This window comes from Deinococcus proteolyticus MRP, assembly GCF_000190555.1.
Taxonomy (GTDB): domain Bacteria; phylum Deinococcota; class Deinococci; order Deinococcales; family Deinococcaceae; genus Deinococcus; species Deinococcus proteolyticus.
Genome location: NC_015162.1, coordinates 21,928 through 44,050 on the forward strand (window position 1 = coordinate 21,928; position 22,123 = coordinate 44,050).

The window sequence follows — 22,123 nt, forward strand, 5'->3', positions numbered from 1 at the left end:
GAGCGATATGAAACTTCTGAATCAGTCCGTCACCGCCGGCCACATCCAAGCCCAGGGCAGCACCCATGAGCTGGGCGTCATGGTCCTCGCACTGTCCAATCCCGGATGGACATACATGCCGCTGCCCGGCAACCTGGAAATCAGCAATACCCAGGAGCGGGTCACCGTCACCAGCGGCGACGATACCGTCACCCTCACCCAGGAACAAGCACAGCACCTGGCCGCAGACCTGACCGTGCAGCTGCTGAACTCCTGATTCCCGCCCCCCGGTAGCATCCCTCCCCAGGAAAAAACACCTGGGGAGAAGCAGGGCATGGAACAGACCCTGAATGAGCTGATTATCAATAACCGAGCCGAAGTCGCCCTGATGGGCCTGAAAATCTTCGGCTCCTTCGCCGCCCTGATCCTCACCGGATGGGCGTACACCCACGCCGACTGGTCGAAGGTAAACGAATAGACCACGGCTCAGCCGACTCCCTTGCCCAGAACAAGCACCTGGGCGGGGAAAGCACCACTTCACTTCATAAGGAGAACTGATCATGACCCAGCACCAGACCCCGACCCAGACCGCCACCAACGCCCGCCACACGAACTATGACATGAACCAGGGAATGATCTCTGGGTGCGTGATTCGCACTCAGCAACATGGCGAGGACGTCGTCACCCTGACCCTGGGCGGCATCACCAAGCGCCCCGGCTCGAAGGACGTCAAGTTCTTCGAGCAGGTCAAACTGTTCGGCAAAGCCGCGAAAGCCGCCCTGAGCCTGGAGGTCGGCGAAGCCGTGCTCGTGAACAACGCCCGCATCGAGCAGGAACGGTGGGTGGACAAGGACAGCGGCCAGAACCGCAGCAAACTCATTGCCCGTGGCCTGAGCTTCACGCGGCTGCAGGGCGCACAGGCCATGCAGGACGAACAAGGCCGCCTGCTTCTGCTCGACGCCATGAACGAGTTCCACATTTCAGGCCGGTTGCTCAAGGACCCGGAGACGCGTTCCACCCAGTACGGTCCCGTCACCGAGTTCACTGTCGCCAGCAACCGCACCGGAAGCCAGGGGGAACAAGAAGGCCACCTCATCAAGTGCGAAATGTGGGGCGAGAACGCCATTGCCCGCTCGGGCAAGCAGGGCGGGGGCGTCACGGTCAGCATCCTGCTCAAGACCGACCGCTCCGTGATTCAGGGCCAACCCCGTTACTTCACCAAGGGCGAAGCCCGCACCGCGGTGGTGGCCCTGTGACTGCCAGCCCTGTGACTGCCAGCCCTGTGACTGCCAGCCCTGTGACTGCCAGCCCTGTGACCGCCCAGGAACGCCAGCGCAAGCAGCAGCGCCTGGAACACCTGCGGGCGCTGCAGTTCTCAGACACCTATGGGGTGCACGACGCCGAGCGCCGGCAGCTGGAAAAAGAGCTGGAGGAGCATGAACCCCAGTTCAGCACCGGGTCACCAACCCCTGCTCACCTTTAGGGGTATCATGCCCCTCAACGGAAGGGAGTGTCATGGCCAAGAAAACAGCCAAAGACAAGGCAAAGACCCCGCAGCACCGATCTGCAATCACTGGGCGCTTTAGCGCAGGCCGCATCCAGGAACGGTTCTCTGAAACGAATCAGCGGGGCGGCGTGGTCATCGTCAACGCCAAAACCGGCAAGGCCTACCGTGACAACTACGAGGCCTTTTTGAAGCAGACGCGCAAGGAAGCCGCGTGTAAATGAAGTCGGCCAAAAATTTGCGCCGCGCCTTGAAGGGTTGCCAGCCGAGTACGCTGAAGGCAACCCTTTACCGTTATGTCAACCTGGACTACCTGCCCACCCTGACGAGCGCCATCGGTGGGCTGCGGGCGGATAACCGCTATACCGCAAAGGGACTGGCCGAGGTGTACTACGCAGCGTCCGCTCCCGACCTGGCCATGCTGGAGGCCACCCGGCAACATCAGCGCGAGTTCACCACGCCAGCCTTTCCCAGCCACGCCATCATGCCGCTGGAGGTGAGACTGAACCGGGTGCTGGACCTCACCGACGACAGCCATTATTCCGCGTTGGGCACCAGCTTTATGGAGCTTACCGGAGACTGGCGCACCACCCAGCAGCTTGGTCAGCGGGTCATCACTCAGGAACTCGGGGCCATTGCGTATGACCTCGGCTTCGTGGCCATCCGCTATCCCAGTGCCTACCGGGGCAACGAGTGGAATGCGGCGCTGTTTCCGGACCTGATGGACGACGACAACCAGATTCGCCTGATTGTCCCGGAGCACGTGCAAACAACCATGGAATTCCTGACCACTCTGGAGTTGGTTCAGACCGACCAGGTCACCATGAACCTGAAGTTCGGCAGCGTCGCTGTCACCCTCAGTCCAGTCCCTGTCCCTCCCCCGGACACAGCACCGGGGGAAGCAGGCCCATGAGCAAAAAGAAGAAGAAGGTGGATTACGGCAACTGGGGCTTCCAGAATGAAGCAGTGATGCGCACCCGCAAGGCCGCGCGGCACACGCCCCGCAGCGAGAAGCGGGCGAAGAGCAAACTGCGCCGGGAAATCCGGGACGCGTACTGAGCGTTCAGCCCCCCCCGCGGGGGCTTTTTTTATGTCCGGGCCGGACAGTCCCCTCCCCTGACGGGGGAGAAGGCACATGAACGAAAACGCACTTACCGTGAGCGACCTCTATGGCCTGGAGGAAATCCATTACCTCGCCGCGCTGCTCAGCATCCTCGGCCTGACCCCCACGCTCCGCCGTGGCTGGGGCGGCACACTGATTCTGTTCACGGAAAGCACTGAACACGTCAGCATCTGCGGCGTTCCGTTCAGGGCTGCGCCGCCTGAAGCGGTGTATCCACCCGAAATGTTGAACATGCTGCCGGAAGGCAGTCAACACCGGGCCGCCGACCTCAGGCAGCGAGCAGAATTCCTCGCCGACGCGCTGGATCTGGACCCCAACCACAGCGGCTACCGTCAGGTCATCCGCACAGCGGGAGAACTGTTCCCCGCCGTGCAGCCCGCGCTGCGGCTGGGCGCCGGCCAGGAACGCCAGCTCAGCGATATCAGCGCGGCCCTTGACGCACTCGGCTTCGAGCAGGCCAGCGCCTATATCCGCGCCGAAGTCAAACGCTTCGCTGAGCAGTACGTCGACATCGCTAAACTGGCCATGCAGTTTCGGGACAGCGCTGAACAGGAGCGCGAAATCACGCCTGAATCCGGCACTGCGCCTGAATCCAGCACTGCGCCTGAACGCAGCGCGCTGCTTGATCTGCTCAAAGTACGCTCTGAACAGCCGCGCATGAATGCGTAAAACCCCTCCCCCGGAAAGAACACCGGGGGGCAGCAGCGGTATGAAGCGATTCATGATGGTTCTGTTCGCATTCGCCCTCAGCACCCCCGCCGCTGCCCAGATGCAGCGTCCCCAGATGCAGGGTCCGGTCCCCGCCGACGCCTGCCCCCTCACCGAGCGGGGCCGCTGGGAAGGCGGGAAGCGGGTGGTGCCCGACCGCTACATGCGGCTGGTGAACCTCTACAGCGAGTCCGAGGGCATCCCCCGCCCGCTGCTGTTTGCCCAGATCTGGCAGGAGTCCTCGTTCTGCCAGCGGGCCGTGTCCAGCGCCGGGGCCATGGGGCTGATGCAGCTGATGCCCGGCACCGCCCGCGAGCTGGGCGTGGACCCCAAAGACGCCCACCAGAACGTGGCCGGGGGCAGCCGATATCTGGCGCGGCTCAAACGGCAGTTTGGCAGCTGGGAGGCGGCGCTGGCGGCCTACAACGCCGGGCCGGGCCGGGTGGCAGAGCACGGCGGGCAGGTGCCGCCGATTGCTGAAACCCAGCACTACGTCATCACCATCATGAGCCAGGTCAAGTGACCGGCCCGCCCCCGGTGTGGGGGCTTTTTTTATGCCTGGGGCGGCCAGTGGCCCCGGCGGCGGGGCAGGGTCGCGGCGGCCATCGCCGCCGTGGGCAAGGCCTGGCCATTCCTGCACATGGCGCTGGGGGGGCGGTGCCGTACAGGCGGGATGACAAGCATCCCGCCCTTTTCACTCCGTTTCACTTGGCCGCCCTGACCCGCCGTGCACCCGCAGCCGACGTTCACAGTCTTCAGGTGCCCTGGCCTGGAAACAGCCCCTCGCCCCAGAAAGGACACCGGGACGCAAGCAAGAGTATGACAATCCACCTTTACACCGACCAGGCAATTCGGGAAGAGTCCGGCGTGTGGGCGGCGCTGCTGCACTGCGAGGAAACCGGCAAACGCAAAAAATGGTACGGCACCCTGAACCGCACCAGCGAAGCCCACCTGCGCATCCATGCCGTGCAAGAAGGCCTGAATGCCCTCAGAGGCCAGGGCCGGCACGTCACCGTCCATGCGGAGACGGTGCCCTGTAGCTGCCCAGACCACACCGTCACGTTCAGCGGCATCCATGTCCCGCTGAACACGCCGCTGGCCCCGTTGATTCCGCCCGCCCGGAGCGTTCCGCGTGGTTTGCACGTCCCTACCGATATTCGGGGGCTGGAGATCACCCTCGCGCTGAGCGCCCTGGACGGAGAGTTCTGGCTGACACAGCTCAGAAGCAAAGACGCCCAGCCACTGCTGAGATTGCCCGCCTTCACTGAGGGGCGCGGCGGGGCAGCGTTGGCCCCAGAAGGCTTCACCGTCCCGCGCGCTCACTACCGCGAACTGCTGCTGCAGTACCGCCAGAGCACCAGAGTTCTGAACTGAGAGGAAGTGTTCCATGACCCAGTCCCAGATGACCCAGTCCCAGATGACCCAGTCCCAGATGAACCAGTCCCACTCCCGCTTGCCCGCCGGCACGCCATGTATCTACCGCCTGGACGTGGATGGAGAAACCTATTTCGGAGCCACGAAACACTACGCGCGGCGCACCGGGCAGCACCGCCGCGCCCTGGAAACAGGCAAGCATCACAACCCCTTCTTACAGCAGGCCTTCGACCGCAGCGGCGGCGCGTTCAGCAGCCGCATCATGGAGGCCGCACCGCTCGAACACCTCGCGCAGCTTGAACAGCGGTACCTCGATGAACACCCAGGCGCAGTGAACATCGAACGGGTCAGCTCGCTGCTGCCCAGGCAACGCAAAACGGTCATCCGCCGCGGCTGGGCCAAACCCGGCATACCAGCGGCCCCGCAAGCGGTCATGACCCCGCGCCCCAACCAGACGGATGCCGAGACGGCCGTGCTGGAAGCCATGAAACACGGCGACCGCGCCGGACTGGTGCGCTCTCCCTGCGGGACGGGCAAAACCAAGCTTGCCGCGCTGCTGGGCAACCACTTCGGGCGCTGCCTGTTCATCACGCACACCGACGTCCTGGTCTCCGGCACGTTGGACGCCCTGCAGGAGACCTGGCCCGGTCATCACACGGGCGTGATCAAGGCCGAGGAACACTTCATCGCCGAGAAGTGGACGGTCGCTTCACTGCCGACCCTGGCACGCCGCCTCGCGGAAATCCCGCCAACGACCTTTGACCTGATCGTCTGCGATGAAGCGCACATCTTCGGGGCAGGCATGGGCACAGCGGTGATGCGGCACTTTCGTCCGCGCTTCTTCGCCGGGCTGACCGCCACGCCAGAGCGCTACAGCGGCACGCCGCTGCCGGCATTGTTCGGCCGGATGATCTACGACCTGGGCGTGGCAGACGCCATCGCGCAGGGATTGATTGTTCCGATGGAAGCGCTGGATGTGCGCTTCAAGCTGCGCAGGGCAAAGATGAACCGCGCCGGGGACGATTACGATGATGGGGACGTGGCGGCCATCATGGGCAGCCGTCAGATGCTGGACGCCACCGCCGCGGTCATCCGCGCGCAGGCCCGCGGGCAGACGCTGGTATACGCCGCGACCCGCAAACATGCCCGGCAGCTGGCCGAGGCCATCGGGGAGCGGGCGGTGAGCGTCACCGGCCAAGACGCAGACCGGCACGAGCGCATCCAGGCGTTCCAGCGCGGCGAAACCGAGATTCTGGTCAGCTGCCGGATGCTGAGCTACGGCTTCGATGCCCCGCAGGCCGAGACAGTCGTGCTGGCCGTCATGACCTGCAGTCAGGTCAACTTCACGCAGATCGTGGGCCGGGGTATGCGCACGGCACCAGGCAAGACGGGTGCGCTGCTGCTTGACCTTGGGGGCAACATCGCGCGCGGGATGCGGATCGATCCGCATTGGCAGTTCAGTGTCCGCAAACTGGACCCGCTGCAGGCCAGCCAGCCGGGCAGCCGAGCGGCCGCACTGGACGACGAAAACGTGCCGTGGGAGCTGGACGGGGACGTGACCGTGGACGTCTGTGTCCTGGGCAGGGATCTGCTCACGCCGCCGGCGCTGCCTGCCGTGCATGTCAGTGCCCATAAACCCGCCACCGAGCGGCAGCGGTGGCTGCTCGGCCAGCTGGGCTATCAGCTCTCGCCTACGCTGAGCCGGCGTCAGGCCGCAACACTGATCGGGGCGCAGCCGGCCAGTCAGCGTCAGCTGAAAGCGCTCGCGGCTCAGGGCTACGACCCGCGGGCCGAGTGGACGTATATGCAGGCCAGAGCGGTGGCCATGCGGAGCGGCAGCGCCAGCTGAGGGCCGGTTTCCGAAAGACACCCTCCCAGACGGACAAGGCACCGTCTGGGACATGAACGACGTCCCCAGCAGGGGAACACCAACACCAAGAGGTAGAACATGAACAACATCCAACTGACTGGCAGCTTCACCCGCGACCCCGAACTCCGTTACACCGAAAGCGGCCTGGCCGTCTTCGAAGGCACGGTGGCGGGTGAAGAACACACCGTCACCCATGACGGCAAACCCCTGAGCCTGCCCTTCTATCACCGCGTGACCCTGTTGGGCCGGTACGCCGAGTACGTGGCCCAGCGCGGCTACACCGCAGGCAGCCCGGTAGCGATTCAGGGCAAGCTGGAGCAGAACGCGTACACCGACGGCACTGGGGTGAAGCGCAACCAGGCCCGCGTGCGCATCAGCCAGATTGAGGGGCTGGCCGGCGAGTTTGAAACCGTCGCCGACCAGGGCGGCGGCGTCCGGATGAAGGGCGGGCAAAACAGCCTGACCGTCAGCGGCAACCTCACCCGCGACGCTGAACTGCGCTATACGCCGGGCGGTGACGCCGTGCTGAACCTCGCCATCGCCATCAACGAGCGCTGGACCGACAAGGACGGTGAGCGTCAGGAAAAGGTGCACTTCTTCGAGGTGAGTGCCTGGCGCGAGCTGGCCGAGGCGCACAAGGACCTGGTCAAGGGTGACCCGGTGATGATTTCGGGCCGCCTGAGCAACGAGTCGTGGACGGACAAGGACGGCAACAAGCAGCGCAGCAGCCGCATCGAAGCGCTGGACCTGCTGCCCCTGCAGCGCGGCGCTCAGGTGAGTGACCGTCAGGGCCAGGGCCGCCGCAGCGCCCGGCCGGAAGTGGTCCAGGCACCGGCAGCGGCAGCGCCTGACCTGCTGGCCGACGAAGACATGCCGTTCTAAGCAGCCCACCACGGCCCCCCAGCGGGGCCTTTTTTTATGTCGGGCCCGGTCAGTCCCGCCCCCCCCCGCATCCAGTGGCGGCCTTCTCCTGACGGCGGCTCCCACTCCCTTGCTGCTGACGCAGCAGAAGCAGGGGCATGTACCCACAACAGATTGTCCTTGGCCACCTGAGCCTCACGTTCGATGAACTGGCCCACCTGAGCCGGCTGCCAGACGGCATCCACCTGCGTCCGCTGGGCAGATGCCTGCTTGGGGTCGTGCGGGCCGGGCACCGCACCGGACTGACCCTGCTCCGGGGAGAACACCTCCTTGGGTTTATCGGTCTCCAGACGGACCTCCCGAATGGCAGCCTCCACGAAAGGATGCAGCCTCTACTGGCCCTACGGCGCAGCGGCGAGGTGCTCTGGGTCCTGACCACGGTGGACGGCTGCCAGAACGAGGCCTACGGCCGGGGACTGTACCGGCGGGCCCACGAGGACAACACAGCCGAATTCAGGTGGGACGAGGAAGACTGCACCGGCATGCCCCTGAGCGGCGACCCGGTCATGATGCCGATTCTGAGTCAGCTTCGTGCCGAACGTTTCGGTCACGAACAGCCATGAGCACTATGCTGAAAGACAACGTGAACGACGTCCCGGCCAGTGCTCCCGTCTCCCCTGAAGATCTTTCGGAGTTCGGCGCCCAGACGCACGTGCTGCTGGGCCTGCCCGGCTGCGCCCGCTGTGGGTCTGAGGCATACGGCAGCGTCCTCGCGTGCTGGCCATGCCTCGAACAGGACATGCGCGAACAGGCCCAGGCGGAAGTGGCCCGGCGCCTCCGGGAACGCGGCGCGTTTCTCTCACGGCTCTCCCCCGGCGCGGCGGTCCCGGCCCGCCCACGGGTCTTTCGCTGGAACCGCCGCGCCGGACCCTAAGCCCCTCGCCGCTCACGCGGCAGAAGCAGACATATGAAAAGTGTCATACTTCACACTGACGGCGCATGCAGTGGAAACCCCGGCCCCGGTGGGTACGCGGCCATTTTGCGCTATGGCGAGCGCGAGCGGGCGGTGTGCGGGTACGCCTGCGAGACGACCAACAACCGCATGGAGCTCACAGCGGTGATCGCCGGACTGCAGGCGCTGAGGCAGCCGTGCGAGGTCGAGATCGTGACGGACTCGAAGTACGTCGCGGACGGGTTCACCCAGTGGCTGCCCGGCTGGGCCAAAAAAGGCTTCCGGAAGGTGAAGAACGCCGACCTGTGGCAGGCGCTGCTGGAAGCGGCGCAGCCCCACCAGGTCCGCTTCACGTGGGTGCGGGGCCACGCAGGCCACCCGGACAACGAACGTGCCGACCGGCTGGCCTGCGAGCAGCGGGACGCCGCGTCGAAAGAAAAAGCGGCGACGATGTTCGCCGGTTGACTGTCCCTCCCAGCGGAGACGGCACCGCTGGGAAGACCGGGACATGATCATCTCAGAACGAGAGTTGAAGGAGTTCGAGACCGAGACCCACCTGCTGCTGGGCATCGAAACGTGCGCCGCCTGCGGCTCGCCGCTCGAAGGCTGCACCGCCCGCTGCTTGGACTGTCTGGAAACGGACTTCGAAGACGCACGGGACGGTGACCGCGCTGCTGAAATCACCAGCGAGGACTGGCTGGCACTGGCGCGGCGGCAGGTGTTCTACCGGCAGCTCGCACGGCTGGGACCGGCCAACCCCGCCGCCACACCCCACGTCCTGCGCTTTACCAGCAACGGCCAACTGCTGGAGCTGCCCGCCTGGAAGTAGACCGCTGCCACCCCCGCCACAAGCGGGGGCTTTTTTTATGCCGGGACCGGCCAGACCTGGCCCTCCCGGTGCCTGGGGGGCACCAGGGGCCAGAGCGTATGACTACCACTTCTGTGAAGCTTCCCTGTCCATACCGCTCCTTTCTGATCACCTCAGGCCGGCAATGAGCATCGTCCAGATGACCGAACGGCTGAACGCCTCTGTGCGGACACTGCAGCAGCAGCCCAGCGACGTGTCCAGACAGGCCGCTGAGCTGGTTCGCCGCGCGGTTCCAGACATTGCCGGCGCGCCCTCGGAAGCGGCGGCCCGCAGACAACTGGAACAGACGGCCGACCAGCTGTACCGGCACTACGCGGCTGCCGATACCCTGGCCGCAGATCATCTGAAAGCGGCGCTATGAATCTGGCCTGCGTGCTGGACGCCATTCATAGGGAAAAGCGGGCGGTGATGGGCGAACTGGACGCTCCAGGCCCCTGGGCGGATGACGAACTGCTGCGGGAACACCTCGCTCTGCTGGACTGGCTCCTGAGACGCACCGTCCAGGCCCGGTCCCTCCGCGACGTCTTCGCTGCTTTTGCCGAGGCTGAGCGGCACACCAACAGCTGCTTTGCGGTGTACGCCCGTGAGATTCGTCAGGACCTTCAGTTCCTGCGCCGAGACATTGGGGACGCACTCTGACCCCTCCCAGACGGAACAGCACCGTCTGGACAGACACACGCGTTCCCAAACGGGAAACATCAACTTCAAAACGAGGTCCATATGGCACAAGGAACCAAACTGGCAATCATGATCGGCGCACTCGCCCGTGACCCCGAACTCCGCTACACCCAGAGCGGTCTCGCCGTCTACACAGCCACCGTGGCCGGGGAAACCCACCAGACGTCACACGATGGCAGGGCGCTCAAGCTCCCCTTCTACCACCAGGTCACGGCCCTGGGCAAGTTCGCCGAATACCTGGGCGAGCGGGATTACAGGTCCGGAGACGTGGCCCTGGTCGAGGGCGAACTTGAGGATAACCGCTTCGAGACGGCAGACGGCAAAAAACGCAACAACGTCCGCATCCGGGCACAACGCCTGGACCTGCTCGAAGGCCAGGGCGAGCTGGTCAAAGACGCGGGCGGCGGCGTGCGGCTGGCCGGGGGCATGAACGAGGTCACCCTCATCGGCAACCTCACCCGTGATCCCGAGCTGCGCTATACCTCCAGCGGCGACGCGGTGATGGAAGTGACCATTGCCACCAATGAGCGCTGGAAGGACCGGCAGGACGAGTGGCAGGAAAAGGCCCACTACTTCAAAGCCGTCTTGTGGCGTGAGCTGGCCGAACAGCACCAGGACCTGAAAAAAGGTGCTCCCGTGCTGGTCAAGGGCCGCCTGAAAAACGAGTCCTGGACGGACGACGAAGGCGATAAGCGTTCGACCAGCAAAGTGGAAGCCGCCACCCTGGTCCCCCTGATGGGCCGCGCACGCCAGGGGGACGACGTGCGCCAGCCAGCCCCAGCTCCAGCAGCGGCCCCCAGCACAAGCAGTGCCCTGCCCCGCTCCGGCGGCCCAGTTTCTGGCGGCCTGGACATCGACCAGGGCCTGAACGACTTTCCGCCGTACGAAGACGACATGCCGTTTTGAGCGCGATGAAGGCCCCCGGCTCAGGGGGTTTTTTTCATGTCGGGGGCGGCCAGTCCCTCCCAGCGGGAACAGCGCCGCTGGGAAGAAGGCACATGCGAAACCACAGGCAGCAGGCCAGCGCCCAGAGGGAAGAGGGGCGCGCGGAACTCAGCCAGCAGGCCACCCTCAACCTGCTGTTCTCGAACAATGTCCGCCGCTTCCGCGCACAGGGCTGGCCGCAGGCACGCGCTGAGCAGCTGGCCCGCGAAGCGGAGCAGCTTTACCTCGCCAACCTTCCGCAGGCATGAACGCCTCCGCCCCCGGCTCAGGGGGCTTTTTTTATGTCGGGGGCGGCCAGGCCTTGCCCGCGTGTCCAGTGGCGGCCTTCTTCTCACGGCGGCCAGGGGGGCGGGGCAGGGTCGCGGCGGCTGACCGCCGCCGTGGGCAAGGCCTGGCCATTCCTGCACATGGCGCTGGGGGGGCGGGGGCGGCCCGCGGGATGACAAGCATCCCGCGCGACGTACGGCAGGGGGCAGGGCCCCCTGCCAAAAAGGAATCTCGGAAGTATCGCTGCCCGGTGCGAGAATCCGCCTGCCGGGCAGCGGGCCTCCCTCGCCTGCCGGCAGAGGTCAGTCCATGAATCTGTCTTCCTCCAGCACCAGTTCCGTTTCTGCCTTCTCCACCGCCACCGGACGGTTAAAGTAACAGCATGCGTGCTTACCTGTTTTCCTGTACTGCCTCAGCGCTGGAGCCAGTGCTTGAACTCCTTGACCGTGAGTACTTCCGAGGCGGCCTGCAGCTGGGTCCGCAGCGCCTGCTGGTCCCCATGCCTGTGCGTCCCGGATTCGGCAGCCACAATCAACTGACCGACCAGCTGCGGCAACTGCTCAGGCGGCAGAACATGGATGTGTACCCGGTGGTGATTCCCCCCAGCGACCGGGAAACCGACCAGCAAGCACCGACCCGGCAGACATACAGCAACCTGTGGATCCGCGCCAGAACAGACACGGACTTCAGTCTGATCGACGGCAGCCACACCACCATCTGGGAAGGCATCCAGTTTGAGCTGACACCCACCAGCCAGCCAAAGTGGGCCGGCATCTATGTCCCGGACCACGGTATTCCAGAACCCATGTCCCAGGATGAGGACACCGACCTTGATGAGGACCTCGAAGACCCGGCCTGGAACGATGGGGACTGGGACGATGAGGACTGGGGATGAGTCCGCTGGGAACCTGCCAACCAGACCGACAGTCAAAGTAGAGTCATGAAACGTTTGCTCTGCCTTGCCCTGCTGGGCTCCTGCGCTTCGGCCCTGGCCTGCGAACACCAGTCCGCCTACGTCACCACCGCTGGCACCAAACAGGCATACAGCGTCCCGCAGCCATACCTGTCCTACGCTCAGGAAGGCGCACGGCGCGCCGGCCTGCCCGACCAACTGCTGATCGCGCTGATCTACCACGAGTCACGCTTTTGCGCTTCCGCCGTTTCCCCAAAGGGTGCGGTTGGCCTGGGGCAGCTCATGCCCGGAACGGCCGCAGAACTGGGCGTCAACCCGTACGACCCCAGACAAAACGCCATCGGCAGTGGCCGCTATTTGCGCCGGCAACTGGACCGCTTCGGCGGCCGCGTCGACCTGGCCCTGGCTGCCTACAACGCTGGACCAAACCGCGTCGCAGCGTGCCTCTGCGTGCCAAACATCACCGAGACCCGCAACTATGTGGAGCGCATCCTCGCCACCTACCGCGCCCTCGGCGGGCGGTGATGCCCCGGCGGCGTTCGCCACCGGGGAAAATGGACCTCTGAAGTAGCCCAGGCAGTGCGAGGGTCCGCCTGTCGGGGCCAGAACCAACCAGATTCGCAGGCACTCTGGAGCTATGAAACGCACACTTTTTCTGCTGGCCCTGCTTGTGCCCAGCGCCTCTGCAGCCACCTACACCGTACAGCGGGGCGACACCCTCAGCCGCATCGCTCAGGCCCAGGGCGTCAGCGTCGAACAGTTGAGCACCCTCAACAGTCTGCGGTACTCCAACCTTGAGGTCGGCCAGCAACTGGTGCTCCCGGACGGCGGCCTGAACTCCTCACGCCAGACCCCGGTCATCCCGCGCAGCTACACCGACATGCTGATGCCCGCGCCTCAGCCGGGCAAGCTCCAGCGCGGGTTGTTCGTGCCCAACTTCGGCTTTCGTCTCAACGCAGCCAGCAGCAACCAGACCCGCATCGCCCGCACCACCTTCGAGTGGCAAACCATGAACAACTGTGGCCCCGCGTCGATCTCGGCCATCTTGGGTCACTACGGAATGAAGGTGCCGCAAAGTCAGTACCAGCGCCGCCTGCGGCCGAACGGCGGGTACATGACGGTGGAAAGCGGCGTGAAGCTGCTGAAAGACCTCGGCTTCAAGGTCAGCCACAAAAGGGGGGGCACGGTCGAGGACATGAAACGTGCGGTCTCGAAGGGACCGGTCCTGGTGCTTCAGTGGCACAGCGTCGTGGGCAAGACACCCCATTTTCGCGTGGTGACGGGCTATGACCGGGGCCGCGACCTGTTCTACCTGAACGATCCGCTCTCCGGACCACTGACGGCCCTGACCAGCCATGACTTCAACATCCTCTGGAACACTCAGGGCAAACAGTACGTTGAGATCAGCCGATAACCTGCTGGTACTCCCATAACAGATAAGCTGTAAGCATGTGTCTGTCACCTGCCACACGCGCAACAGTGCTGTCCAGACTGAATGCTTCCAAATCATTCACGACCCACATGGGTCTGCAGCAACCCCTGGATGTCCCTACTGAAGAGGATGACGAAACGCAAAATGCACTCTGCACACTCAACAGCCTGCTGTACTGCATGTTTCCACAGATCAGCAGCAGTGACCGGGCAACAACCTTTCAGCCTGTGCGGCCTTTTTCCGAAGACGACCTGGATCTCCTTGAAAACCTGGCACCAGACATAGAACATGACGGCATCAGGGCGCGCGCCTACGAAATACTGTGGGCGTTGCGGCCCGGCAAGGTGAACCCCAACCATGCCATTGAGGCAGCCAAAGCGTATCTCAAGTACTTCCAGGGTCGAGACAAACAAGATGCCGACAGTGGCCTCAGCACGGTTGAACGGGCCCTGCGGTTGAGTGGAGTGTATGCCCGGCATCCCGGCGGTCATCCCATCTATATCGGGGCGCAGCAGCAAGCATTTCATGTGGTTCAGGACACCAGCGTTGAGCTGAATGTACGCTGCACCTTCTTAAACATGCTGATCAGCACCCAGAAGAAAGCAGACGGCACAGTGCCCATACCTGAGCTCTTGTCTTGGACTGCTCAGCTGGCTGAAGAACAGTTGGCTGCCGGAAATCATGTCTGGAGATCCACGCTGGCGCAGCTGCGCGAGGAGCTTGCTTCACAATGCGGCCCTGTAGAAAAACAGGCAGCACGCGAAAACACTGCACAAGTATTGGTCGACATGGCAGACGCCAACGCGCAAGACAATCCGATACATGCCAAGAAGGCTTATATGAATGCTGAACGGCTTTACTTGGACCTGGGAATGCGTAAGGAGGCACAACGGATGCAGCTTAAAGGCCACGCACTTACCCCGGCCATCGTGGGAAAGATGAAGCCAATGTACACAGAAGCTGACGACTTCAAGGAAATTGCCCGTAAAGAGGCTCTGCAGTTGAATCAGCTTTCCTCTTTAGAAGAATGTCTGAAAAAAATTGCCAGTTATCATGCGGTGTACCCACAAGTAGAAAATTCATCGCAATCACAATCTTTGTCACGTCTGTTTGGACAGTTTCATCTTGGTGTGAATGGTGAAGTGGTCAATTCCACGGGAAAAACAGGTGAAGTAGGCTTCACACTCGGCGAGATGCAGCAGCACGCCCAACTCTCAGCAATGCTGAACTGTCATCTGTGGAGCGCTACCGGGGCACGCTGGACGCCGGAAGAAGAAGACATCTCCGCGCTTGTGAAGGCAAATCCGGCCGTCCCTTCAAATTACAGTTCACAGGTCACTGTAGGCCTGATATTTGCCCTACATAACGATTACCTGGTGGCAGCCAGCATGCTGGCCCCCATGCCCGAGGCCATCTTCCGTAGGGCGCTGCAGTCAGCAGGCAAGCTGGCTCCATATACCACAGCGTCTCAAAGCCAGATGCAGACCACACTGGGCACCATACTGGAACCTCAGGGAGAACTTTACCCAGAATTGGAACGCATGTTCGGGAAAGACCTGATGGCGGATGCCAAACGCGTACTTGATACGGAAAGTCTCAATGTTCGCAACACGATGCTTCATGGGCTTGGGAATGACCAGTACACTCGAAGTTGGCCCGGCCTCGCGATGATTCAGCTGGTGTTCCGGCTTGCTTTCGCGGAGCACCCCGGATGGCAGAAGGGTCCGGCAGACCCGGTTTGATAAGGCGCTGTCCAGCAGACATCGGCTCCCTCGCGCCGTTTGCGGCGCAGCGCCAAGCGCATGGAACAGCACCTTTACACGGTCAGTCTGGCGCGGCACCACCCGCAATTTCTGGCCTACCATCTCCCCTCCCCTGCCAGCTGTGAACGGGCCCTGAGCTGCTCTCCAGTTACGGCACTCAGGCTGATGCTCTGTTACGTCCCGGCCTCAGCACAGGACTGGGATGAGTTGCAAAGTCATTTCAGTCTCAGCGACACTCAACTCACATGGCTCACCACACAGATCAAGATGCCACCTTGCAAGAATTGCTGATACGGATCCGCAGCGGAGACTTTGGACAACCCACCGTGCGGGAACTCGCGGAGGAGTTTCAGGTCTCAAAGGACACGGTGCAGCGTCTGCTGGACCAGCTTGAATTCCGGGGACTGATCACCAAAGCGCCTTCGAAGGGCATCTCAGCCACCGGCCAGCTGGCCTATCAGGGACACCTGAGCCTGAACCCTGGCCTCCTCTCTGTGCAGATCACGCACAGCGTGCGTACCGAACAGGTCTACTGGCCGGAAAAGGTCCACCTGATTGAACGGCTGCTGCAAGCAGACAAAGCGGTCTGCTTCGAACGCCAGCTGTTCGCCCCGCAGATCCATATCACCAACGCCAACCTCGGAGACCTGCGCAAACTGCAGCTTGAGGGCTTTTTACATAAGCACGGCGTCGGCCTGATGGATACACATACCCAGCTGGGTGCACATCCCATGCCCCGCAGCATGGGGCATCTGCTCCACCTTGATCCACAAGCCGTCTTGACCCAGCACATTCAGCGCTACAGCAGCGGCGCCCTGGTCTGGGTCACGGAACGCTTCTTCGTTCCTGGGCATCAGCTTGAAACCCAGTATCTGAGCTGACCAACCAGATTCGCAGGCACAGTGGAAGACATGAATGCCGAACAATACAAGGACATCGTGTACACTTACTGGCTTCCGGCTGCCATCGCCGCTGGCGTGCTCTACGTCATCCTGAGTCTGATCGGGGCCAGCATGAGTCCGGCAGCCGGTGGCCTGACCTCCGGACTGATGGTACTTGCCGGCGTGGTGAGCTTTTCTCAGGCTCTTGGCAGCCTGCTCGTGTTTCCCTATCTCTTCACCCTCATCAGCCGCCGCCTGGGCGCCACGACCAAATTCGACGAGGTGCTCGGGGTGACCGCCATTGCCACGCTACCCACGCTGGCGCTGCTGATCATCAGCATGTTCGGAACCCCAGGAGATGGCCCGGTGCTGCTGGCCTCTGTACTCAGCATGGGCCTGTTCGTCTACGGCCTGAGCCAGATGAATGAGACGCCGCTCCTGCCCACCCTGGGACACACGGTCGCGGTGTGGTTGCTGCTGATCCTGGGTGCAGGCGTCCTATCTATACTGCTGAATGTTCTGATCTAAGAGAAAGGTTTCCCTCGCTATGGACCTATCCACATTTGCCCACGGGTTCGCCCTGCGCGCACAAGCCGAAGCGCAGGAAAAGCTCAACGCCCATATGGAACAGACCAAATCCCCTCTGCGGGGCGTTATTGAGGGAACAAGCCCCCTCCCTATGGTTTTCCCGAGCATCAAAGAAGTGGAGACGCTCTATCTGTATTTCTGCCTTCTGCACCAAAGTACCTTGATCCTGATGTCACGGCAACTTGACGAAGGCTTCAAGGAGGAGTACAGCCGCGTCATCATGCTGGCCAGCTGCGTACAGATGGGGATGAACCGCCTGTATCCTGACAGTGGCCTGGTGGGGGAGGTGACCGAAATCTATACAGGCAGGAGAAGCACCGAAGTCGTCATGCCGCCGGCCGCTTACCAGGACCTGGGCACCATCTGGAAGGAACTGTCGGAGCTGAGCCGTCAGCACGATATTTATGTTCCTGACGACGAGCTACGTGAATTGCTGTTGCCGGCTCCCCGCGCTGACTTCGATCCAGTACGCCCACCCCTGGAAGACCTGTGCCCGGTCCCGATCAGAGATGACGTGCGTCCCCTGATGGAACGTGAACCCCACTCTGCAGCGTGGCTCAGTGGCCTCACCCTCAACCACCTCCTGTCTCTGGAACACCTGAACTATGCCGACGTGATAGGCCTCCTTGAAGCCACCGGCAGCTTGCGGGCAACCGGACTGCTCAGCTATGAGGACAAGCAGCGGGTCAACCAGCTGCTGAAGCGCGTGTTGGAGGTGACTGGCCCGGTCCGGACACCAGGGCTCAAACCCAATCAGACCATCCGCACCGAGCATCATAAGCAGGTGCTGCAAAAGGTCCTGTGGCAGCTCAAGGAAAGCACGCTAAACGAGCGAGCACAGGGAAGTATCCATGACCATATGCGGCGCCTGGTCCTGTGGGCCGGGTTCGATCAGCTGGATGAATTCGTCGAAACCCACCACTTGCTCAATGGCCTGCTCACGCAGCTGATCGGCCTGGAAGCCACCTTGCTGTTTCGCAGGGCTCCAGGCATGCCGCTGTCCACCGAAACCGAGCTGGGCGCCCAGATCAGCGGGATCGATCCACTTCTCGGCTGGAAGGACGTGGTCTACGGTGAGGACCATACCCTGACGCTGACCCTGAACATGCTCAAAAGCATGTGTGTCGCGGTCCGCATCAACCCGAAATTGCCGGACGAGATGTTGGACGAGTTCTGTGCCATTGCCGGCGAGCTGACACTGGAGCTGACCGCGCAGCTGCGGGCCATAGGTATTCGCTTGCCATCGGCCGAACTGTTCAAGATGCTCTCCCCCAGCGGCACCCTCAGTCGCTTGAGTCCGCGCTGGTCTGAGACGAAGAACTACGCGCCGTGGGTCCATCGCTACAGCAACTGGTTTGAACGGCTGGCAGAACTTGAATCCCAGTCCACGGCAGACCTTACCGCACAGGCCCCTGCTGAGTCCGAGCCTTGCTCCAGTGACCAGCCTGCAAAAGAGCCGTCACCCGAACCCTGCTGGCCAGCGCACGTCCAGCAAGTCAGAGAACTCCTGCGGGGCGGCCACGTCATTCTGCTGGGCGGTGAGGTGCTGCCGACCCACCATCAGAACATTGAGCGCGCACTGGGCATCAAGCTGGAATGGATCTCCTCAGACCGTTATGACAATGGCATGCAGGCTGCCGTGCGGCTGCAAAGCGATACCCGCTTGGTCATTCTCGCTATCCGCTGGATGGCTCACGCCCACAACACGCTGCGGGACGCCGCCAAAGAGCAGGGGATTCCCTGCGTCATGCATCCGGCAGGTCTCAACCCGGTCAGTCTCGCGCACCACATCCTGATACAGGCGGGGCACCGCCTGACCTGAATGACGGCGCTCCTTTGTCCCTCACCTGCCGGTGGCGGTCAGGGACATGGAATTGACCGACATTCACAGTCAACTCGCCGGCTTGCCGGTTCGGTGGAACCGGAGCACATTTGGGCCGGCCACCATTCACGTTCGCGGTCAGGGAGCTTGGAGCCGCTTGAACATCTATGTCCAGGAAGAGGATTTCCCCTCGTTTGCGCACGACATCAGCGCGCTCATGAACATCCTGCCCGTATGGACGGCCATGACGCGGTTCTGCCAGGGTGAACGTGCCAGTTGGACCACCGGCTACCTTCAAGTCGGCAAAAGCCTCCTGCCCAGCGGGGGCGTTTACCTTCCCAGAACACGCTTCAATCCAGATCAACATATTCAGGCCAGCACGCCCGCCGAAGCACTTGCGTGCAAGCGGGGCATGCTGGCCTTCTTGAATCAATTGCCAGAACCGGCCGTTTCCAGTACGCCACCCTCCTCTGCAGCGTGAGCGTCCGAACGTGCCTGCTTCTTGGCCGCTTTCTGTGCCCTGGCCTCCATCTCCTCCTGCTCGGCCTGAGCAAGAAGACGGTCCAGCCCGTCCAATAAACCCATCACTGCCCGGCGGCGCTCTTCAGACATCTTCTTGAGGCGGCGAACCGTGAGGCGCTTTTGCACCGATTTCAGCCGCGCCCGTTCCTGAGCAGACTGCGTCATCTCTGCAGAACCCAACAGGGCCATTTCCTCACGCAACTTTTCTGCAGTCGCTCCGTCCAGCGCGAGCCTGAGCAGCCGCTCCTGCTCCGCTTCCGGAGCCCGCCGGATCAGCAGCGCTTTGGTGTAGTCCAGCTGCCCCGACAGCAGCGCCTGCAGCACCGACTCCGGCAATTTCAACGCAGGCAAACCGTTGCTTACAAAAGACTGCCAGTGCTCGTTGCCAATCAGCTCAAACACACCCGCCACACGCCTCACCAGCTCCAGATTGTTCGCTGCGTCGTTGTAGATCCGGTGAAGCATCTTGATCACCCACTCCCGGTCTTGCTCAAACTCCATCTCCAACAGCAGCAACTTGTAATTCACATCCTCAAAGCGGTTGATGTCCACACGCTGCAGGTTTTCAATCGCCCCAGCCAGCGCCGCTTCCTGATCATCCATCTCCCGCACCTGCGCAGGAATAGACGCCAGACCCGCCAGCTGCGCCGCTCGCCAGCGCCGCTCGCCAAAAACGATTTCATAATGCTGCTCAAAAGGACGAAGCAGCACCGGCTGTAACACCCCTTTCTCAGCAATCGACGTGGCCAGACGCTGCAGTTCATCCTGCGCGAAATAACGCCGTTGCTGCTCGGGGTTCGGCCGAATCTGATTCAGCGGAATCTCACGGACTGCCTGGGTCAAATCGGGCTGCTCAATGCGCTCACCCCGTTCACGGCCATGCTCACGGCTGCGGTCCAGCAATCCCTGAATACGCAGCTCGCTCATGCCTGCACCTCCATGTCCAGCATCTCCAGCAACAGTGCCCGAAACGGATCGGCCGCCTTGTCAGGCACCTGACCACGGACAAACTTGCGGTATACCGTCCACTCCTTGATCACCTGCTGAAAACGGGGCAATCCATGGCCGTCCAAGACCTTGTCCAGTGAACGTGCGTCGGCCAGTCCGTCATAACGGTTCAGTACCAGACGGTAGTTCAAATTCGGCTTGACCACCAGCAAATCGTCCAGCACCTCCAGCAGACCACCCAGGCGATCAATGTCGAACTCACTGGGCGACACCGGCACCACCACCAGGTCCGCGACCAGCGCCGCTCCAGTCAGCAGCTCGCGTGAGTTGCCCGGCGTATCGATAATCACCATGTTCCCCGCTTCTGCCAGCTCACGTGCCCGCCGCTTATAGCCGTCACGCGTGCCCACCTCCACTGGAAACGGCAGCGGGACACCGCTGTTCGCCGCCTCCCGCTGCGCACTCAACATGCTGCCTTCATTGTCGCAGTCCAGCACAACGACCGCCTTCCCATGCTGCGATAGGACGGCCGCCAGCTGACCAGAGAACATGCTCTTCCCTGCCCCGCCTTTCAGCGAGCACAGCGCGATGATCTGGGGTAAGCGGCTGAGGTCCGCCGATGACATGGCTTCGGCCAGAGAACCTGGCGTAATAGCGCTGGATTTGAGTTCCATAATTTCAGTGTATTGATACACCAGCGGATTGCAAGCAGAGACATTACCTACACAATGTTGAAATTATGCCAAGCGGTGACAGCCGCATCATGCAGCGAAACCCCCATACTCCACTTCTACAATGCTGACATTATGATTTTCCCTCCCGCCGAGGCGGGACCGACTGGTCATGACCCAAACCATGACTCCCAATCTTTTCAGTCAACCCCTGGACACCACCGTCCAGAAAGTTCCGGTATCGCTGATCATGCCGCCCCCTGAGGGGACGCCGGTGATGCCTGGAATCGCCACCCAGGGCGTGATGCAAAGTGTGCTGCTCAAGCCTACGGGTGACTCGCAGATTCCTTATCAGATTGTGGACGGTGACCGCCGCATGGCATCCGCTATCGCTTACGGCCTCAAGGAAGTCCCGGCACTGATCACAGACGGTACCCGTGGGCAGATCGCCGCCATGAGCGCGATCCTCAATGCCAGCCGGGGACCGAATATTCTCGACGAAGCGCGCAGCTGGCAGACGGCCCTGGAAGAAGGTCATTTCCACAGCGTCAAGGAACTGGCCGAAAACGTCCACGTCAGCGAGAAGACCATCAAAGCGCGCCTGCGCCTGATGGAACTGCCTGAAAGCCTGCTTGAACATGTGGGCATCAGCATCGCACCAGGCGTGGCCATGCAACTTGCCAAACTGGACGGCAGTTACCGCACTCAGGCCATCATGGCCGCCGAAGCGAAACTGGACTGCGGCGAGAAATTCACGGGCGCCGACCTGAAAGCAGCCACCACCCGCCGTCTGGATGACCGCAGCCAGATTATGGAAGGCCTGTTCGAACAATTCGAGCAGCCAATCCTGCTGGTAACCGACCCGGTGCGCGACCTGGCCCTGGAAGTGCAGCGGCTGGCCAACATCCAGGGAGTCCGCCTGAATGAATTGATCGCCAGTCTGCACACCCTGACTGAAGAAAGCTCAACTGTCCTGACCCAAGCACCAGCTGAAGTTGGCGCGCAAATGACCATGCCTTCCCCGAGCCTCGACCTGGCCGGGCTGCTGGGCGGCGGGGAAGAGGTGCCGCTGATTGAAAGCGGTGACGGGGAAGGCCTCGACCTGGCCGGGCTGCTGGGCGGCGGGGAGGAAGTGCCGCTGATTGAGAGCGGTGACGGGGAAGGCCTTGACCTCGCTGGGCTGCTGGGCGGCGGGGAAGAGGTGCCGCTGATTGAGAGCGGTGACGGGGAGGGCCTTGACCTCGCTGGGCTGCTGGGCGGCGGGGAAGAGGTGCCGCTGATTGAGAGCGGTGACGGGGAAGGCCTTGACCTGGCCGGGCTGCTGGGCGGCGGGGAGGCGGAAGAAAGCAGACCGCAGCCCGCAGCTGTGCCCGCTCCCCTGGCGGCACCGACCCGCTTCCGACCGGGACAGCGTTACACCTGAAATCCCTCCCGCTGGCACGCGGGATGCAAGG

At 62.6% G+C, this 22,123-nt stretch carries 31 protein-coding genes; 29 read left to right on the forward strand and 2 right to left on the reverse strand.

All coding sequences use genetic code 11. The annotated features are described in order from the left end of the window. Window positions 1-7 precede the first annotated feature (7 nt). The 28 genes from DEIPR_RS11695 to DEIPR_RS11820 all read left to right on the forward strand — a co-directional run bounded on the left by DEIPR_RS11695 (window position 8) and on the right by DEIPR_RS11820 (window position 19,009). Entirely contained in the window at window positions 8-256 is a 249-nt protein-coding gene (locus DEIPR_RS11695) for a hypothetical protein (protein WP_013615792.1), read from the forward strand. 57 nt (window positions 257-313) lie between these two features. Next, a complete protein-coding gene (locus DEIPR_RS14235; RefSeq protein ID WP_013615793.1) occupies window positions 314-457 on the forward strand; it encodes a hypothetical protein in 144 nt (47 codons plus the stop codon). An 82-nt stretch (window positions 458-539) separates the two neighbouring features. Further along, the gene (locus tag DEIPR_RS14820) at window positions 540-1,235 is read left to right on the forward strand and encodes a single-stranded DNA-binding protein (protein ID WP_013615794.1); all 696 of its coding nucleotides are present in this window, start codon (window positions 540-542) and stop codon (window positions 1,233-1,235) included. After that, window positions 1,232-1,462 (forward strand): hypothetical protein, encoded by a 231-nt coding sequence (locus DEIPR_RS14240; protein ID WP_013615795.1) that lies wholly within the window; start codon window positions 1,232-1,234, stop codon window positions 1,460-1,462. The genes DEIPR_RS14820 and DEIPR_RS14240 overlap by 4 nt, the downstream gene beginning before the upstream one ends. A 32-nt stretch (window positions 1,463-1,494) precedes the next feature. Next, the gene (locus DEIPR_RS11710; protein ID WP_013615796.1) at window positions 1,495-1,707 is read left to right on the forward strand and encodes a hypothetical protein; all 213 of its coding nucleotides are present in this window, start codon (window positions 1,495-1,497) and stop codon (window positions 1,705-1,707) included. Beyond that, complete coding sequence (locus DEIPR_RS11715) at window positions 1,704-2,396, forward strand: RES family NAD+ phosphorylase (RefSeq protein ID WP_013615797.1); 693 nt, start codon at window positions 1,704-1,706, stop codon at window positions 2,394-2,396. Before DEIPR_RS11710 ends, DEIPR_RS11715 begins: the two co-directional genes overlap by 4 nt. Beyond that, a complete protein-coding gene (locus DEIPR_RS14245) occupies window positions 2,393-2,542 on the forward strand; it encodes a hypothetical protein (RefSeq protein WP_013615798.1) in 150 nt (49 codons plus the stop codon). The genes DEIPR_RS11715 and DEIPR_RS14245 overlap by 4 nt, the downstream gene beginning before the upstream one ends. A gap of 76 nt (window positions 2,543-2,618) precedes the next feature. Then, entirely contained in the window at window positions 2,619-3,275 is a 657-nt protein-coding gene (locus DEIPR_RS11720) for a hypothetical protein (protein WP_013615799.1), read from the forward strand. 40 nt (window positions 3,276-3,315) lie between these two features. After that, on the forward strand, window positions 3,316-3,837 hold the full coding sequence (locus DEIPR_RS11725) for a lytic transglycosylase domain-containing protein (protein ID WP_013615800.1): 522 nt from the start codon (window positions 3,316-3,318) through the stop codon (window positions 3,835-3,837). Window positions 3,838-4,133: 296 nt separating this feature from the next. Next, entirely contained in the window at window positions 4,134-4,688 is a 555-nt protein-coding gene (locus DEIPR_RS11730) for a hypothetical protein (protein WP_013615801.1), read from the forward strand. 13 nt (window positions 4,689-4,701) lie between these two features. After that, the gene (locus DEIPR_RS11735) at window positions 4,702-6,537 is read left to right on the forward strand and encodes a DEAD/DEAH box helicase family protein (RefSeq protein ID WP_013615802.1); all 1,836 of its coding nucleotides are present in this window, start codon (window positions 4,702-4,704) and stop codon (window positions 6,535-6,537) included. Between the two features lie 99 nt (window positions 6,538-6,636). Continuing rightward, window positions 6,637-7,440 carry a single-stranded DNA-binding protein gene (locus DEIPR_RS11740; RefSeq protein WP_013615803.1) on the forward strand — a complete coding sequence of 268 codons (804 nt, stop codon included), beginning with the start codon at window positions 6,637-6,639 and terminating at the stop codon, window positions 7,438-7,440. A 137-nt stretch (window positions 7,441-7,577) separates the two neighbouring features. After that, window positions 7,578-8,042, forward strand: a complete 465-nt coding sequence (locus tag DEIPR_RS11745) for a hypothetical protein (RefSeq protein ID WP_013615804.1) — start codon at window positions 7,578-7,580, stop codon at window positions 8,040-8,042. Next, on the forward strand, window positions 8,039-8,353 hold the full coding sequence (locus DEIPR_RS11750) for a hypothetical protein (protein WP_013615805.1): 315 nt from the start codon (window positions 8,039-8,041) through the stop codon (window positions 8,351-8,353). Before DEIPR_RS11745 ends, DEIPR_RS11750 begins: the two co-directional genes overlap by 4 nt. Window positions 8,354-8,386: 33 nt before the next feature. Continuing rightward, window positions 8,387-8,836, forward strand: a complete 450-nt coding sequence (gene rnhA, locus DEIPR_RS11755; RefSeq protein ID WP_013615806.1) for a ribonuclease HI — start codon at window positions 8,387-8,389, stop codon at window positions 8,834-8,836. A 43-nt stretch (window positions 8,837-8,879) separates the two neighbouring features. Beyond that, window positions 8,880-9,200 (forward strand): hypothetical protein, encoded by a 321-nt coding sequence (locus tag DEIPR_RS11760; protein ID WP_013615807.1) that lies wholly within the window; start codon window positions 8,880-8,882, stop codon window positions 9,198-9,200. A 178-nt stretch (window positions 9,201-9,378) separates the two neighbouring features. Then, entirely contained in the window at window positions 9,379-9,600 is a 222-nt protein-coding gene (locus DEIPR_RS11765; protein WP_148231980.1) for a hypothetical protein, read from the forward strand. Beyond that, window positions 9,597-9,878, forward strand: coding sequence for a hypothetical protein (locus DEIPR_RS11770; protein WP_013615809.1), 282 nt, complete (start codon window positions 9,597-9,599; stop codon window positions 9,876-9,878). Before DEIPR_RS11765 ends, DEIPR_RS11770 begins: the two co-directional genes overlap by 4 nt. 81 nt (window positions 9,879-9,959) lie before the next feature. Then, window positions 9,960-10,823 (forward strand): single-stranded DNA-binding protein, encoded by an 864-nt coding sequence (locus tag DEIPR_RS11775; protein ID WP_013615810.1) that lies wholly within the window; start codon window positions 9,960-9,962, stop codon window positions 10,821-10,823. Between the two features lie 92 nt (window positions 10,824-10,915). After that, window positions 10,916-11,110, forward strand: a complete 195-nt coding sequence (locus tag DEIPR_RS11780) for a hypothetical protein (RefSeq protein ID WP_013615811.1) — start codon at window positions 10,916-10,918, stop codon at window positions 11,108-11,110. A gap of 518 nt (window positions 11,111-11,628) precedes the next feature. Then, window positions 11,629-12,024: a hypothetical protein gene (locus DEIPR_RS11785; protein ID WP_148231981.1), complete on the forward strand. Its 396-nt coding sequence runs from the start codon at window positions 11,629-11,631 to the stop codon at window positions 12,022-12,024. 45 nt (window positions 12,025-12,069) lie between these two features. Then, on the forward strand, window positions 12,070-12,567 hold the full coding sequence (locus DEIPR_RS11790; protein WP_013615813.1) for a lytic transglycosylase domain-containing protein: 498 nt from the start codon (window positions 12,070-12,072) through the stop codon (window positions 12,565-12,567). A gap of 112 nt (window positions 12,568-12,679) precedes the next feature. Then, window positions 12,680-13,456 (forward strand): LysM peptidoglycan-binding domain-containing protein, encoded by a 777-nt coding sequence (locus DEIPR_RS11795; protein WP_013615814.1) that lies wholly within the window; start codon window positions 12,680-12,682, stop codon window positions 13,454-13,456. A gap of 35 nt (window positions 13,457-13,491) precedes the next feature. Then, a complete protein-coding gene (locus DEIPR_RS11800; RefSeq protein WP_148231982.1) occupies window positions 13,492-15,216 on the forward strand; it encodes a DUF7380 domain-containing protein in 1,725 nt (574 codons plus the stop codon). Window positions 15,217-15,482: 266 nt separating this feature from the next. Then, window positions 15,483-16,118 (forward strand): MarR family transcriptional regulator, encoded by a 636-nt coding sequence (locus DEIPR_RS11805; protein ID WP_083801592.1) that lies wholly within the window; start codon window positions 15,483-15,485, stop codon window positions 16,116-16,118. A gap of 30 nt (window positions 16,119-16,148) precedes the next feature. Then, a complete protein-coding gene (locus DEIPR_RS11810) occupies window positions 16,149-16,646 on the forward strand; it encodes a hypothetical protein (protein WP_013615816.1) in 498 nt (165 codons plus the stop codon). Between the two features lie 229 nt (window positions 16,647-16,875). After that, window positions 16,876-18,528 carry a hypothetical protein gene (locus tag DEIPR_RS11815; RefSeq protein WP_148231983.1) on the forward strand — a complete coding sequence of 551 codons (1,653 nt, stop codon included), beginning with the start codon at window positions 16,876-16,878 and terminating at the stop codon, window positions 18,526-18,528. Between the two features lie 46 nt (window positions 18,529-18,574). Beyond that, window positions 18,575-19,009, forward strand: coding sequence for a hypothetical protein (locus DEIPR_RS11820; RefSeq protein WP_013615818.1), 435 nt, complete (start codon window positions 18,575-18,577; stop codon window positions 19,007-19,009). Here the strand turns inward: DEIPR_RS11820 and DEIPR_RS11825 are convergent. After that, window positions 18,958-19,977, reverse strand: a complete 1,020-nt coding sequence (locus tag DEIPR_RS11825) for a ParB/RepB/Spo0J family partition protein (RefSeq protein WP_013615819.1) — start codon at window positions 19,975-19,977, stop codon at window positions 18,958-18,960. The genes DEIPR_RS11820 and DEIPR_RS11825 overlap by 52 nt on opposite strands. After that, window positions 19,974-20,672 carry a ParA family protein gene (locus DEIPR_RS11830; RefSeq protein WP_013615820.1) on the reverse strand — a complete coding sequence of 233 codons (699 nt, stop codon included), beginning with the start codon at window positions 20,670-20,672 and terminating at the stop codon, window positions 19,974-19,976. Before DEIPR_RS11830 ends, DEIPR_RS11825 begins: the two co-directional genes overlap by 4 nt. 181 nt (window positions 20,673-20,853) lie before the next feature. Here DEIPR_RS11830 and DEIPR_RS11835 point away from each other — a divergent pair, with 181 nt between their 5' ends. Beyond that, the gene (locus tag DEIPR_RS11835; protein WP_169310709.1) at window positions 20,854-22,092 is read left to right on the forward strand and encodes a ParB/RepB/Spo0J family partition protein; all 1,239 of its coding nucleotides are present in this window, start codon (window positions 20,854-20,856) and stop codon (window positions 22,090-22,092) included. Window positions 22,093-22,123: the final 31 nt, after the last annotated feature.